General features: G+C 43.7%; 9 protein-coding genes. 3 read left to right on the top strand and 6 right to left on the bottom strand.

What is annotated here, in order from left to right:
* Positions 1-546 precede the first annotated feature (546 nt).
* The 6 genes from GJV22_RS15310 to GJV22_RS15285 form a co-directional block, all read right to left on the bottom strand.
* A complete protein-coding gene (locus GJV22_RS15310; protein WP_163715689.1) occupies positions 547-2,736 on the bottom strand; it encodes an endo-1,4-beta-xylanase in 2,190 nt (729 codons plus the stop codon).
* 19 nt (positions 2,737-2,755) lie between these two features.
* Complete coding sequence (locus GJV22_RS15305; protein WP_163715686.1) at positions 2,756-4,141, bottom strand: glycan-binding surface protein; 1,386 nt, start codon at positions 4,139-4,141, stop codon at positions 2,756-2,758.
* A gap of 41 nt (positions 4,142-4,182) precedes the next feature.
* The gene (locus tag GJV22_RS15300; RefSeq protein WP_163715683.1) at positions 4,183-5,811 is read right to left on the bottom strand and encodes a RagB/SusD family nutrient uptake outer membrane protein; all 1,629 of its coding nucleotides are present in this window, start codon (positions 5,809-5,811) and stop codon (positions 4,183-4,185) included.
* A 19-nt stretch (positions 5,812-5,830) separates the two neighbouring features.
* Positions 5,831-9,238, bottom strand: coding sequence for a TonB-dependent receptor (locus tag GJV22_RS15295; RefSeq protein WP_163715679.1), 3,408 nt, complete (start codon positions 9,236-9,238; stop codon positions 5,831-5,833).
* Between the two features lie 143 nt (positions 9,239-9,381).
* On the bottom strand, positions 9,382-10,548 hold the full coding sequence (locus GJV22_RS15290; protein ID WP_163715676.1) for a FecR family protein: 1,167 nt from the start codon (positions 10,546-10,548) through the stop codon (positions 9,382-9,384).
* Between the two features lie 52 nt (positions 10,549-10,600).
* Positions 10,601-11,155: an RNA polymerase sigma-70 factor gene (locus GJV22_RS15285; protein WP_163715673.1), complete on the bottom strand. Its 555-nt coding sequence runs from the start codon at positions 11,153-11,155 to the stop codon at positions 10,601-10,603.
* 250 nt (positions 11,156-11,405) lie between these two features.
* Here GJV22_RS15285 and asnS point away from each other — a divergent pair, with 250 nt between their 5' ends.
* The 3 genes from asnS to rpoN all read left to right on the top strand — a co-directional run bounded on the left by asnS (position 11,406) and on the right by rpoN (position 16,166).
* On the top strand, positions 11,406-12,842 hold the full coding sequence (gene asnS, locus GJV22_RS15280; RefSeq protein ID WP_163715670.1) for an asparagine--tRNA ligase: 1,437 nt from the start codon (positions 11,406-11,408) through the stop codon (positions 12,840-12,842).
* 191 nt (positions 12,843-13,033) lie between these two features.
* The gene (locus GJV22_RS15275; RefSeq protein WP_163715667.1) at positions 13,034-14,500 is read left to right on the top strand and encodes a DUF5723 family protein; all 1,467 of its coding nucleotides are present in this window, start codon (positions 13,034-13,036) and stop codon (positions 14,498-14,500) included.
* A 214-nt stretch (positions 14,501-14,714) separates the two neighbouring features.
* Positions 14,715-16,166, top strand: coding sequence for an RNA polymerase factor sigma-54 (gene rpoN, locus GJV22_RS15270; RefSeq protein ID WP_163715665.1), 1,452 nt, complete (start codon positions 14,715-14,717; stop codon positions 16,164-16,166).
* Positions 16,167-16,174: the final 8 nt, after the last annotated feature.

Genomic DNA, 16,174 nt, shown 5'->3' with positions numbered 1-16,174 from the left:
ATTACACATGCTCTACAACATTACCTCTTTTTGAAAAAAAATTCTGTAAATAGGCTTCCAATACTCACTGAAGCGAATCCCGAAAAAATTATGCAAAAAGCCAAAGGATTAATCCGTCGGATAGTCCATTAAAATAAACCATACGTTCACGAAAAAGGGAAACACCGCCGCCAATGTTCTGAACACCAAGAAGGGGATGGATGGATAAACGCGAACAAGCAATTTAACCCAGGCAACGACCAACTCGGGCAGAACATGCTCGTGCCCCCAGCTACCATGTCTTTATTGACATAGCCGTACAAATCTATAAGCCAAGGCCTGATTTACACCAAATCAAAAAAAGGTCTTCCATAAACCAGAAACCGAGCTTCTTTCTTTCGTAATAATGAAAATTCGTAAGTCTGTTGGGCATAGACCTGAATACAAAAAAGAACCAAAAAATACCGAATCGTAGTCTGAAAGATTCCATGTGTTTCTCAATTCGGATTTCCGGTAAAAGCAGAAGCAGCCCGAAAGCTACCTCTGCTTAATTGGGAAGATGAAGGGTTAATATTGTAATTCGCCGGAGAAATCTTCGCTCACATCTTTTCCGGCCAGACCATCCGCCGCTCCTTTGTATGCATGCTTGCGGTTGTAATTCGCATCCCACAAGTTTGGCGACTCATCCGGCAACCAATACTCGTGTTCCTGCTCGTTATCCGAAATTCCCCAAATTGTAATTCCGTATTGCTGGGCAATTGGAATAATCTCCCGATACTGATCGATGACATATTGATACATATCGGACTGAGCGGTTAGTTGCTCGGCAGTTGGCGATGCTGTACCCAAGCGGACATCCAGTTCTGAAATTTTAATGAGCTTACCAGAAGCGGCCAGCCTTTGGAACATTTGCACAATCATGTCTTTATCGGTGCTTGAAGAAATATGCATCTGTGTTCCAATTCCATCAACAGTTGCTCCCATATCTTCAATATATTGAACATAAGCAATCAAGCCGTCACATTTAGTCAAGTTTGACTCCAGGTTATAATCGTTGATAAATAGTTTATCGTCCAAATTTCCGTTCTGACGAGCTAAATTGAAAGCGGTTACCGCATAGTCTTTACCCAGGTATTTTAACCAGTAGAATTCATCGTCAGCCAGATCGGTCACGTCACCATCACGAACTTCCCCGTTTTCACGCATTGGCTCGTTCACCACATCCCAAGCATGAATATCTGTTTTGTAATGACTAACCATTCCGGAAATCCAGCTTTCCATCGCATCACCAATGATCTGAGCCTTTTCCTCATCGGTTTTCTCAATGATTGTCGGGCCGGATGGCGAACCACCACCTTCAGCTTTTGCAAACACAATATCGTCGATGTGATACGTACAGGCTGTTTCGCCAAAGTCGAAAATAAACTTGATCCGATCAGCAGTCGTAGGGGTAATGGTTTTTTGCACTTGCATCCAACTGGTGCCCACAGCAATCCCGCCATAATAATTGGCACTATAATCGGCACTTTGAATTTCAACCTGAAGGTTTGCAGCAACATCAGCCTTGACCATGAAAGTACAAGTGTAGTCAACGCCTTGTTCCAACGCAGCTGCGAAGGTGTAAACTTGTTGTGCCTGGTAGTTGCTGGCTGCTGTTGGGTTTGTTAAGACCATCGCGTAACCGGTGTCGCCATAGCCTTCACCGGTAGCCGAAACTGCTCGACTCGATCCATTTCCCCAGCCTCCCCAGCCATCCAGGGTTCCGCTTTCAAAATCACCATTTGTAATCAAATTCACAATTGTAGGTTCGGCATCCAAATCAATCACCATGATATTATCAACATCAATGAAATAATTCACATCGGGCAGGTAGCCCAGGTCGAAAGCAATTTTAAATGATGATGCTGCGAAATCACTTATCGTAATTTTCACTTGTTGCCATTCCGAAGTTGTTTCAAAAGCCTCAGTCCAGGAACCACCGGTATTAAACCAGTCTTTCCAGGGGTAGTTGTTTTCCAATCCATCGAATGAAAGACGGCCTTTACCTGCCTGATCTGACTTTATGTAGAAAGACACTTCATAAGTATGTCCACTAACAATCGTAATATCCGGGGTAATCAGTTGCAGGTTATAAGCCGCGTTTGAGCTCGATGAAGCAATCATTTTCACAGCTTGTGAACTGCTTGACAATCCGGATCCGTCTTCAACCGAAATACCAGCCCCATTGTTCCATGCACCCCAGCCTGAAAGCGAACCATCTTTCAAACCCGACAAATCCAGTGAATTGCTTCCTGCCGGAGCCGGAATCACTGTTGGCGCGATCAAGCCATTCAGGTAACTGGCATTTTGGTTTTGATGCCATAGCAGCGTGTGTCCAAAAGTACTTAATCCTGCTTCTTTGGTTTTGGCAATAAAAGCATCCACCGCATCAAACTTCAAGCTACCGTCGGAGGCAACCATCGGCCCGTGCTTCATACCGTAGCCAACTGTTACCTCATCGAAGTTGGCATTCGTAATGTTCCGGTAAGTTTCATCATTCATATACAAATCCAAACCGATGCCTGCTCCCAGGGTAAAGTCTGTATAAGTATTCAATGCCTCGTAGCGCTCTATTTTTTCAGCCAACTCCAAAGGAAGTTCCGAGGCTGTTATTTCACCATGTGATGGATCTGTGTACCAATCCATGATCTGATCATCGCAAGAGGTCAGCAAGAGTGACGACAGCGCAATGAAAGGAATTATATTTTTATAGTTCATATTTCTCTAGGTTTAGGGTTTATTCTTCAACATCGGGGAAATCGCTGTAAACAGGTGTTGCTAACGATACAATCCGCCAATTATCGGTGTATACATCTACAGAGGTTTCAGCCGAAGGAAATTCAGTTTCGCTATCAGCATCATTCCCGGTAATATTCTGAAGGGTGAAGTCAGAGTTCTCGAAGTAAAAACCGAAGTTTTTGTAGCTGGATGTTTCGCGGGTTGTTAATACATCCTCAAACGTAAAGTCACCATCGGTGAAAGCATATAACATATTCAGCGGAACGGTAACCGTTGTCCAACCTTCTGTTTCGAAGGGAACAACTTCACCGTCGATTACCCACGGCACGTAATTGTAGCAGTTGCCGGACCATTCACCTCCATTAAAACCATTGACCAGACAGATCTTCAGGAATCCAGATCCGGACCAGGCCTGAGGAACAAAAATATCGAACTGGAAAGCCACTTCATCCAACGGTGTCGAAGCCGGAATGTATGGCGTCAATTGTCCACGCCAGTCGTCCACATCGTTTCCGGCAGTCCACACTTCTGACAGGCGGTTTTTAGCAGCCCCAAACGAAGCAATGCGTGCCGGGCGATGAGCCACATACGTTCCTTGCGAAACATTGCCGGTACCAACTGAAGCTGACTCCAGGTCATCCGGTTTAATCATACTGGTTGAGCTTCCCCAATAGCCCTGGGCTCCCATACCATCAAAATCCAGAATAACGCCGTTTTTAAAGTTGAAATAAGCCGGTGAATACGCTCCACCATTGGAACATTCAATCATCAACGAACCGCCTTCTTCTGAAACCCCATCCGGAACAGTTACGATAAAGAACTCACCATCGGTATCTGAAGTAATTCCGTCAGTCACTTCAACATCGCCAGGAAACACAACTTTACTCACCTCAACCAATCCCGAACCGTAAATAGTGATTGTTTCGCCGGCCAACGGCAGTGTGTTCGAAATACTGGTGATGCCTGGAGCGGACGAACGGATCTCGAATGGAAAAACGATATCGTACGAATCATTCATGAATTGAATGGTGTTTCTCACTTCCGCGTCAGCTTCAACAGTCGGTGTGTTTTTCGAAACACTCACCAACATTGAATTGTCGGAAACATAAACCGGGTTGAAATAACTGGAATAGCCATTAATGTATACTTTCTTCAGACCCGTAAATCCAGATCCTTCAATGCGTAGCAATTGTCCCAGCCGCGCAAACGACACTTCCCTGTCCGGTACGGATGATGAAGCATCTTCCAAAAATACTTTGGTGATCGTAATTGGGCCATTAGCGAATTCATCATCTTCACAAGCCGAAAACAGCATGGTGAAAACCAGCAATCCCAGGAAAGCTATGGATGCCCAACGATTTTTATTTGAGAATATATTTTTCATATCAATCGGTGTTTTTTAATTCTAATTCAATTGTCCACGGATTAGAATAAGTCCGCTATCCGCTCTTCAATAAACTCATAAGGAACGGGATCTTCTTTCAACAAGGGGTTTTGTACCACTTCTGATTCCGGCAGGGGTAGCAGAAAAATGCTTTCATCAATCTGACCGATTGCACGAGAACCTCGGTCACGGCTGGTATCTTCCGTTACGGTGTTCGTTGACGTATCATACAAAATCGGGAAAATAGTTCCTCGGTCCTGTGCCGTGATGTAGTTGATCGTTTCCTGCTGTTTGTAATACGAACGACGAACCAGATCATACCAGTATTGCCCTTCCATACAGAGCTCCACTCTTCTTTCATGAATAAGATCGTCATAAGTAAGCGTTGCTTTGTCATCCAATCCGGCGCGTTCCCGAAGCATATTAACATACATCAATGCAGTTGCATCCGAGGTGCTTTCGGAGTTTCCCAAAACGGCTTCAGCATAATTGAGATATACTTCCGCCAAACGCATCATGTAGGTATTCAAGGCTGAATTCATTCGCGAAATACTGGCGTTGTCCTTGGTCGATCCGACCACACCTTTTTTCACATTCAACGCTTCTTGAGTCTTTTCATAGGTATAACCACCGGCGGCTTTACTGATCTCTGGATAGAAGTCGCCATATCCCATCCAGGTTGCTTTTCGGCGAAGGTCGGCTGATTCATATTCCTGCAGCACATCAACTGATGCTCTGGTCCAATAACCCCAGGCAGCATCGTCGCCGGTAATTTCGGAACCTGCAGCAAAGTAGGCTTGCTGTGTATTATTCACCCCATAATCGCCATTAGGAACCCATTGCAGGGCAAACAGAGATTCGGAATTGTTGTTATTTTCAATTTTGAAAAGCTCTGCGTAGTTTTCCATTAACTCGTAGGGACCATTATTGATAACCATTTCTGCTGCCTTTTTAGCCATATCAAGGTATTCCTGATCGCGTGTACCACTATTGGGATTATCGCTCAACCCAGCGTATGAAAGATAAATCCGCGACAACATTCCAAACGCGCTGTATTTGGTCAACCGACCGGATTGTGCAGCTTGCTCAGGCAAATATTTGGCGGCATACTCCAAATCACGCATCACAAACTCGTACACATCCGCACGTGGATTGGTATTCACAATCGGGTTACTAACCAATTCATTTGGATTTTCAGAAATAATAACATCACCCCACAAAGAAACCAGATACCAATAAGCGGCACCGCGCATAAAACGGGCTTCGGCGATGTATTGGTTTTTCACTGATTCATTAACACTACTTCCGGTGATGCCGATAATAACCTTATTGGATTGTTGAATAACATTGTAAAACGATTGCCAGGCCGACACCAAAGGTCCCGTTAATCCGGTCTCTGTCAAATCGCTGAACGGATAAATGTAATCCGAGTAGGGCGCATATAAATTATAAGCGCGACCATCGCCCAAACCGTAATAAAATTTGTCGTTAAAGTCGAACCAAACCTTATTGTAAAGCGGAGCAGTTGCTGCTTTAAAGTCCTCCTCAGTTTGATAGAAGTTCTCTCCGGTAATCCGGTCGTCAGGCGTCGATTCCAGAAAAGTGTCGCAACCGGTCCAAGCCAGGGAAAACACAATTGCCAGCGTATAGATGATTTTATTTGTTTTCATATTCTGTTCTTATTATCGGTTAGAAAGTAAGATTTAGTCCAAACGTGTAGATGCGTGGCGAAGGATAACGAGCGTTATCAATACCAGTCATTAAGGCATCCTGGTTTGTCGATCCTATTTCAGGGTCATACCCCGAATATTTTGTAAAAGTGTACACGTTTTGTAAGTTGGTGTACAATTTCAAATTCTGAACACCAATTTTGCTTGTCCATTTCTTCGGGAAATTATACCCCAACGAAATACTCTGAATGCGCAGGTATGAACCGTCTTCCACAAACTTGTCGCTGAAACGGAAGTTTGATGTTGAAGAAGCTGAAGACGCTCCGATACGCGGCATATCGGGATCACCACTAACGATCTCAACATTGCGGTAATCATTCGGACCCTCCGGGTTAATCAAATCCAGGTGTGCGTAATTGATCGCCTTATGCAACAGGTTTGTGTTTTCACGCGGATTTTCCAACCAACGACGCTGATAGTTCACCACCTCGTTTCCGTACGAGCCGGTGAGGTAAACATTCAGGTCGAAACCTTTCCATGTAAATGTATTCCCAATACCGAAGATGAAATCGGCCTCGGGATTACCAATGAAAGTACGGTCTTCCTCGTTAATCACACCATCATCATTCACATCTTCGAAGATGTAGTCACCAATCCATATTCCGTTTTCACCAATCGACATATCTTCCGGTAAAGCTGTTGGCATAACCTCTCCAACACTATTTTTATAGTAAAAGTCTGTCGCTTTTTCGAAACGACCGATCACTTTGTAACCATAGTACTGCCCAATTGCTTCACCAACCGCCGTGCGGGTTATAACTGTAATATCGGAGCCTTCCTGAATCGTTTTATTGATGATACTGGTTTCCGTATCCAGCGAACGTACTTTATTGCGGTTCATCGAGAACACCAGATTTGTGCGCCATTGAAAGTCGCCTTTATCGATGTTCACCGTATTCAGTGTCAACTCAATCCCTTTGTTCTCAAGTGAACCGATATTCACCCAGGGAGCTGATGTTGAGCCTTGACCGGATGTTCCAACATAAGCAGGAAGCGGTAATTGGAGCAATAAATTCTTGGTTTTCTTATAATATACATCGGCGATAAATTCGATGCGGTTCTCGAAAAGGTTCAAGTCTAAACCGATGTTGCTGGAATAAGTTGTTTCCCATTGCAAGTCCTGATTTGGCGTGTTGCTTGCCAACAGACCAGTTCCCCAGTTGGTTGCCACTGAGGCATAAGTTGATGTGTATGCGTAGTTGGCCACATTTTGGTTACCAACAGTTCCCCAGCCTACGCGAAGTTTTAAGTTATTAATCACCGTGTTGTCTTCCAGAAAAGCTTCATTTGAAACTTTCCAGGCAACTGCTGCTGATGGGAACCATCCCCAACGGTTGTCACCGTAAAACTTGGAAGACCCATCGTAACGCAAGGTTGTTGTCAACAAATATTTGTCGTTGAAAGAATAGAACAGACGTCCAAAGAACGAACTGATGGAGCTTGTTCCGCTGCTGTTTGAGTTCTTTGCCGTTGTCGCATCGCCCGCGTCCAAATCAGTCGCACCATTTGTCAGGTAGCCCGACCGATATCCGTAGAGGTATTCCCAGCGCGATTCCTGCATCTCCTGACCCAACATCAGGTTGATGTTGTGCAGATCAAATTCCCGGTTGAAAGTCAGAATATTTCGCCAGCTCCAGAATTTGCTGAACGACTTTGAGCGAGACCCCTCACGCACTTCATTGGTGATCGCGCCGAATGTGTACGACGGGTTGAACGTGTAGGTATTCGTAATTCCGTAATCAAGAGACAACTCGGTTTTGTAAGTCAAACCTTTCACCAAAGTAGCTTCAACATAGGTATTGGCACGAATACCAGCCTTTTCGTTCCGGTTATCTTTAATCATCGCCAAACCCACCGGATTATTCTGAACGTATTCATCCGTATCCGGACCATCATAAGTTCCGTCGGCATTTCTCACCGCTACGTTCGGTGTTTGTTTCAGTGCCGTCTTAATCAGCGAATCGTCATTTACGGTTGTCTTTTGCTTGGAGTTACTGAAGGCAAAATTCATCCCTACTTTGAGGTAATCTTTCACTTGTGAATCGAAACTACCGCGCAGGTTCAAACGCTTGAAGCCCGAACCAATGGCGATACCATCCTGATCAAGATAACCGACTCCCAAGGCGTAAGTACTTTTTTCAGCACCACCGGTTACCGACAGGTTATGACTGTTCATCATCGCCTGAGTAAATAGCTCATCCTGCCAGTCTGTTCCTTCTCCGAGCAAATCCGGCCGGACAAAATTATCGTCAAACTGAACGATGCCCATGGCAGCGCGCTCGTTTTTATGAATGGCATATTCCTGCAGGTTAAGCAAATCTAGTTTATTAGGCATTTCCTGCCAACCCATATAGCCGTCGTAGGTAATCGAAGCTTCACCTTTTTTCCCGCGTTTAGTCGTAATAATGATGACCCCGTTTGCCGCCCGGGAACCGTAAATCGCTGTTGCCGACGCATCTTTCAACACATCCATTGACACAATATCAGATGGGTTAATGGAAGCCAGTGCATTATCATTTCCCGAGCCGGTTGAGCCATCAATAATCACACCGTCAATTACAAAGATGGGTTCGTTCGAGGCATTCAGCGAGTTGATACCGCGAATACGGATGGAAGAACTGGATCCCGGAGCACCACTGTTTTGTTGTACCTGCACACCGGCAGCACGCCCTTGTAATACCTGATCAATCGAAGTAGTCACTGTTTTGGAAATCGCGTCGCTCGACACCGAGACCACTGCCCCGGTCAGGTCGCTACGGCGCATTTGACCATAACCAACCACAACAACTTCATCAATATCCACCAGCGATTCCTTCATTACCAGGTCGAACATGCTTTGTCCATCCACCGAAACTTCCAAAGGATCCATTCCCATAAAGCTTAACTGAAGAATAGCGTCTTCAGGAACTTCTAAACTAAACCGACCATCGAAATCGGTAATCACTCCGTTGGTCGTTCCTTTAACAACAACCGAAACACCCGGAAGCGGCGAGCCGGCATTATCTTTTACTGTACCAATAATCTTCTTGTCTTGCTGAACGGCATTTGGCCGGGAATTTGATCCGTCCCCTTTTTTAATGACCACAATGCGATCGTCTATTTCGTAGGTAAAACCGTAAGGATGAAGAATTTTATCCAGAACTTGTTCCACTTTCGCATTACTGAGGTCGATATTTACCGCAGGAATTTCCTTCAACATATCAGAGCGATACAAAAAGTAATAATTGCTCTGATCCTCGATACTTTTCAGTACGTCCTCAACTTTCGCGTTCCCCATTTTAACGTTTAGGTTCGTTTGCTGGGAATAAGCGTTTGCCGAGACTTGCACCAATCCCAAAACGAGGAAAAATAATGTTAATCTCATCATAAGGAAGAGTTTTTGCCACCCGCTCCGAAAAGCAGGAATACATCGATTTTTTTTCATAAATTTGAGCTGTTTGAATCCAACATTTAGTGTTAGCACTGAGTGTTCAACGGACGGGAGATGGTGCGAACATTTCCCGTTTTTTCTTACTCAATGCTGATACGATTTTCGTTTACATTTATTCTGATTTCGTTTGTTTTAGCGATTTTGTTCAATACTTTGTCAATCTTATCGTAGCGTTTCAATGTTCCGGTAAATCGAATGTGTTTTGTTTTCTCCGAAGCAAAAACCACATCAAAATCATACCAGCGTCCCAAGGTCTTCATGATCTCACCCAGTTCTTCATTTTCAAACACCAAACGACCATTTCGCCACGAGACAAAAGGCAGGGTTTCAACGACCCGTTTATTTAAACTGTTATCTGTTTTGTTGAAGGTACATTGCTCATTGGGCGCTAAGGTTTCCTGAACCTCAGGATCATTCTTCAAACGAATGCGAACACTTCCCCGAACAAGAGTTGTCGTTATGGTTTCATCATTTTGGTATGCTTTCAGGTCGAACTGTGTCCCCAACACCTGAATTTGTTGATTACCCGACCAAACCAGGAAAGGCTTCTCTTCGTTGTGAGCAACCTCAAAAAAGGCTTGTCCCTGAATCTCAACTCTGCGTTCGTTCTCTCCAAACTTAATCGGGTAACGAATGGAACTTTCGGAGTTCATCCACACGTGGGTTCCATCGGGTAAGGTGAGCGCATACTCTCCGCCACGCGGAACACGCAAAATGTTGTAACGGGTGCCAGCCAACGCATTCTCCCCGGCAACATAAGCCAATCCATTCTTAGTATTACTGATGGCTACCCCATCTTCCTGAAGTTGCAGTTTACCGGAATTTGTGAGTTCATAGGTACGTCCGTCATCAAAAAACAAAGTGGCTTTTCCGCTCCCCGGTTCAATCAGACTGAGCTGGCCCGGCGCGACTAGTGCCGGTTGATTGTTGAATTGCCAATATAAAATTGAAGTTGTTGCCGCTACCAAAATTAAGATTGAAGCAGCAACAGCCAATTTCCGGAAAATTAACCTGCGACGCATCAATCGCTCGCGATTCGCGAAAGATTGCCAGGCCCGATCCATTTCGGCTTTCGAATTGGAAAAAGAAGTTCCTTTTTGGTAATATCTTTTGGCCTGAAGGTAATAACTGCGGTGCGACGAATCTTCGTTCAACCAATTCTGCAGCAGCTTTTGCTCTTCAACCGTCAACTGCCCATGGATTGATTTCCAAATGATTTTAATATCGATCGTGTACTTGGGTGCCATTTAAGCGTTGTTTTCCCTTGTGACACGGGCATTCCGAAAATGGGTGACAAGCTTAAAGGAAAAAAATCAAAGACGTGTTGTCCGACAGTTTTCTGCGCAGTTTTTCCTTCGCCCGGAGTAAATGGGTTTTCACCGTATTCTCTGATATTCCTTTCTGCTCTGCAATTTCTTTGGTTCGCTTACCATCTCTGTATTTCAGCAAAAATAGTTCCCGCATCTGCTCAGACAACGACTCAATTGCTTCTTCCACCTCGCGGCTCAAATCCACATCTTTCGTAAAATCCGGATCATCGCAGTCCAAACTGGCCTCAACAAAAAGGAGTTTGTGTTTATCTTCCACCTGCAGATCACGCAGGTAATTCAGACAGCGATTGCGTACCGATTGATAAAAATAGGATTTCAGGGACCGTTGAATGTCCATTCCCTGGGCATGTTCCCAAAAATACAGGAAGAGGGTTTGAACAAGGTCTTCGCAAACTGCCGAATCGAAAACAAAGTTTTCTGCAAAACGCACTAACCCCGGATAGTATTCGTAAAACAACGCTTCGAAAACCTTTCGGTTCCCCTGCTTGATTTCATTGAATAGTATACGGTCCTCGATCCTCATGCCGCTGGAGTAGTTGTTGGTTGAGGGATAAAATAAGCCAGAATTTATCAATAAAACAATCGTATCATACTAAAACAAAGTAATGTGACCGCTAATCTTCCAATTTTAAGCGACTGATTTCTATCCCAGGTTAATTGACTGTAACTGATTAAACATTTCGACAGGCTCAGCCATGTTTTTCAACAGAAAAATGTACTTTTGCTTTTCATTAAAAAAAATCAAGCTTAACCTGCAAAACAGAGAATACAGCATGAAACGACTGAAGATTAAAGAAGTATTGACTGGCGGACAAGTAGGCCAGCAAGTGTTGGTAAAAGGATGGGTACGAACCAAGCGAGGAAGTAAGAACGTGAATTTTATCGCGTTGAATGACGGCTCGACCATCAATAATTTGCAGGTTGTTGCCGAGGTTGAAAAATTCGGTGAAGAATTACTGAAAGATATCAATACCAGTGCATCGCTGGCAATTACCGGCGAGTTGGTTGAATCGCAAGGAAGCGGACAAGCAGTGGAGCTGAACGCTACCGAAATCATCATTTACGGTAAAGCTGATCCTGAAAAATATCCGATTCAACCCAAGAAACACAGTTTGGAGTTTTTGCGCGAAAATGCACACTTGCGTTTCCGTACAGCTACTTTCAGTGCTGTTTTCCGCCTTCGCCATGCCATGGCTTTTGCCATCCACAATTATTTCAACAGCAAAGGATTTGTATACCTGCACACGCCTATTATAACTGCATCGGATGCTGAGGGTGCCGGACAAATGTTCCGTGTTTCAACACTTCCCCCGGTAAATCCACCTATGACTGAAGAGGGTGAGATTGATTACGCACAGGATTTCTTTGGCCGACCAACCAACCTTACTGTTTCCGGACAGCTGGAAGGAGAGTTGGGAGCAACAGCGTTAGGTGAAGTTTACACCTTTGGCCCTACGTTCCGTGCCGAGAACTCGAACACCACCCGCCATTTGGCAGAATTCTGGATGATTGAGCCGGAAATGGCTTTCTTCGACCTGACCGACAATATGGATTTGGCAGAGGAATTCTTGAAATACCTGATTAAATACGCCCTGGAGAATTGCATGGACGATCTGAAATTCCTAAGCAACCGTCTGGAACAGGAAGAAAAAAATAAGCCTGCTGATCAACGGTCGATGGAATTGATTGAAAAATTGCAGTTTGTTTTGGAGAACGATTTCATTCGCTGTACATATACCGAGGCCATCGATATTTTGAAAAACTCGAAGCCATACAAGAAAAATAAATTCCAATTCCCTGTTGAATGGGGTGTTGACCTGCAAAGTGAACACGAACGCTACCTGGTTGAAAAGCATTTCCAAAAGCCGGTAATTCTGATCGACTACCCGAAAGATATCAAAGCTTTCTACATGAAGCAAAACGATGATGGCAGAACCGTAGCTGCCATGGATGTGTTGTTCCCGCAGATTGGTGAGATCATTGGTGGTTCGCAGCGTGAAGAGGATTACGACAAACTGGTTAACCGCATGAACGAGATGGATGTTCCATCCGAAGAAATGTGGTGGTATTTGGATACCCGTCGATTCGGAACTGTACCTCATGCAGGATTTGGTTTGGGATTCGAGCGCTTCATCCTGTTTGTAACCGGAATGGGCAACATTCGCGATGTAATTGCCTTCCCGAGAACACCTAAAAATGCTGAATTTTAAGCATCTGTTGGATATTACCAACAAGTTTTAGTTGATAAAAATGAATAGTCTCGTTCAATCAACAGCTATTTGTTATGTATATTTGTTTACCTCTCCGTTATGTTTCATTTTCGAAACCGGAGAGGTAAATTTTTTCAACCCACAATAATCAAATTTCAACTACTGGTAGGCAATCCTCTGAACTGAATGGCATGAAAATCCGAACATCCAAAGTCCGATCCATTTTTTTGCTTACTGCTTTTTCCATTCTAAGCCTGACTTCCTGGGCCCAGTCGAACATTCTTTTTTACCATACTGACGGATTTTATAACGCTCCCAACTACAACCCTGCATCACTGACCAAACAAAAAAATTTCACCTTTAATATTTTCCCAATGGCTGGAGTCGGATACAGCTATAACAACCGGGAAGCCTTCAATATGGTCTCCGATATCCTTTTTTCAGAGGACGTGACCGACGAATCTAAGGAACTGTTCAGAAAACTCATCAAGAAAGACGTTTCGTACAATTACGTGGAAACAAACCTGATTAATCTGGGAATCAATTCTGCATACGGATCTTTCGACTTTCAAATTAAAGAAAAGGCATACGCTTTAATGCGCTATGGTGGAGAGTTCTCCCGGTTTTTAATGGACACAACAGGTCTTGAAACTGCACGTTTGGAACAAATTCAGGAATTTCCGACGGTGGGTCTTCACCTCCGGGAATATTCACTGGGATATGCCAATGAGATTATCCGGAATAAACTGGACATCGGAGTTCGACTAAAACTCTATTACGGAAAATCATTTCTCACATCAACGGTAGAAGGACAAATGATTGATGAGAATAGCACCTACTATGCCAAATCGCAAGGTGATGTTTTCTTTTCAATTCCGGCTGCCGATAACGAACAAAACGGAGTAATTACAAAAATAGCCGTGATGGATGGCTATTCAGTTATGGACTATGTTTTCAACCGGAAAAATTCGGGTTTTGGGCTAGATCTAGGAATCAACTGGAAAATTAATCCATACCTCACATTTACAGCCAGTGTGTTGGATTTAGGAGAAATAACCTGGAAAGAATATCTGTACAAACTCAACTTTGACGGCGGTTTGTATGAGATTCAGAACGTTCATCTCGATCCCGACAGGAACGTGCTGATAAAAGAAACCGACGAAGTAAATCTTGTGGACAATATCGATCAGCTATTTGAAATTGCCAACCAGCAAAACCAATATAAAACAAAGATTCCAACGACTTTTTATGCCGGCCTTAACTATAAGCTATCTGAAAGCTTGAGTCTGGGAATTGTTAACCGGTATATTCAGGTTGAGAAAATGGGACACAACAGTTTTTCTGCCTTGGCAAACTATAAACGATCCGATAAATTAACAATTATAGCAGGATTGGGAGTTTACGGAACGTCATTCAAGAATATTCCGATCGGTATTCAATATCGTTGGCGGGCCGCACAATTTTATATCGGAACCGACAATGTTTTGTCGCTATTTGCACCTGACTTCTCGGACTACAGCAGTCTTACTTTTGGTGTCGATTTTAATCTCTTCGGTCCGAAAGTGAAATACAAAAAGGTCAAATACCTTCCTTTCTTTAAACTGAAAAAGCAAAGACGTAAACGGTCAGACGGACTTATTTTTAAGGGATCCTCATAATCGATCAGTCTCTGTCGCGTTCCTTTCTATCTAAAATGTGAAAGAAAAGTTGATCTGGCTGGCTTTATTGACCCTGACAGTGCGTTGTACGCATAAAAATTTTAATTTTGGGATAAGTAAATTTTAATTTCCTCTGCCTAAACAAAGGTTTTACGGGAATTCCCGAGCAGCAAGAGGCATGAAACAACTATTTTAGAATACTTTTAAGTACGGTATGCCATCTCAAAAACTTAGTCTACAGCAAAAATTACTGCAGAAGTTATCACCTCAGCAAATACAGGTGATCAAACTTCTGGAGATCCCTACCGTGCAGTTGGAGCAACGCATAAAAAAGGAGCTGGAAGAAAATCCGGTATTGGAAATGTTGAATGAATCGCCCGATGAAATTGGCGATACACAGGAGGAAAATTCCAACGATCAGGATAATGACGAGTTCTCGCTGGAAGACTACATGGACGAAGATGACATTCCGGAATACAAGCTTGCTGCCAACAATTACTCGAAAGATGACAAACAAATTGATATTCCATTCTCATCAGGAACCAATTTTCACGAGTCAATGCACGAACAGCTGGGATTAGCCAATTTAGATGAAGATAAACGCTTACTGGCCGAATACATCATTGGAAACATTGATGATGACGGTTATCTAAGACGCGATTTACTCTCCATCAGCGACGACCTGGCTTTTAATCTGAATTTGACCGTCGAAGAATCCGTGCTCGAAGAATTGCTAGAAATCATTCAGGAGTTTGATCCGGCTGGTGTAGGAGCCCGTGATTTAAGAGAATGTCTGTTGTTGCAAATTCAACGCAGGAGAGCCAATCCTGCCACAATGTTAGCAGAAAAAATCATTGCCGATAATTTCGACGAATTTACCAAGAAGCACTACGACAAAATTCTTCGGAAATACGAGATTAGTGAAGAAGATTTGAAAGATGCTATTGCCGAAATCCTCAAACTAAATCCGAAACCCGGAGGTTCGTACAGCAATCCGCTCAGTAAATCGAACCAGGTAATTGTACCGGATTTCATCCTTGAAAATCACGATGGCGAATTGCAGTTATCACTTAATCAACGCAATGTTCCCGACCTACGCATGAATGGTCACTATATGGACATGCTACGATCGTACAGCGAAAACCGGAAAAATATTTCGCGCGACCAAAAGGATGCCATGATGTTTGTGAAGCAAAAACTGGACTCCGCTAAATGGTTTATCGACGCCATTCGTCAGCGTCATCAAACGCTACTGGTTACGATGTCTGAAATCATTGACTTCCAAAAAGAATATTTTCAGGATGGTGATGAAACGAAGTTGAAACCGATGATTCTGAAAGACATTGCAGATCGTACCGGGTTGGATATTTCCACCATTTCACGTGTGTCGAACAGCAAATACATTCAGACCAATTTCGGCATTTTCGCCCTGAAATACTTCTTCTCAGAAGGCATGCAGAAAGACACCGGTGAAGAAGTCTCGACGCGGGAAATCAAAAAGATACTGGAAGACTGCATTTCGGCAGAAGACAAGCGAAAACCTTTAACTGACGACAGACTCGCTCAAATACTGAAAGAGAAATCATATCCCATTGCCCGACGAACGGTCGCCAAGTATCGCGAACAACTGGGTATTCCGGTTGCCCGAATGCGCAAAGAATTATAATTTGAATA

Source organism: Mangrovibacterium lignilyticum (assembly GCF_010882175.1).
GTDB classification, from domain to species: domain Bacteria; phylum Bacteroidota; class Bacteroidia; order Bacteroidales; family Prolixibacteraceae; genus Mangrovibacterium; species Mangrovibacterium lignilyticum.
This window is presented reverse-complemented; position numbering and strand designations above follow the sequence as displayed.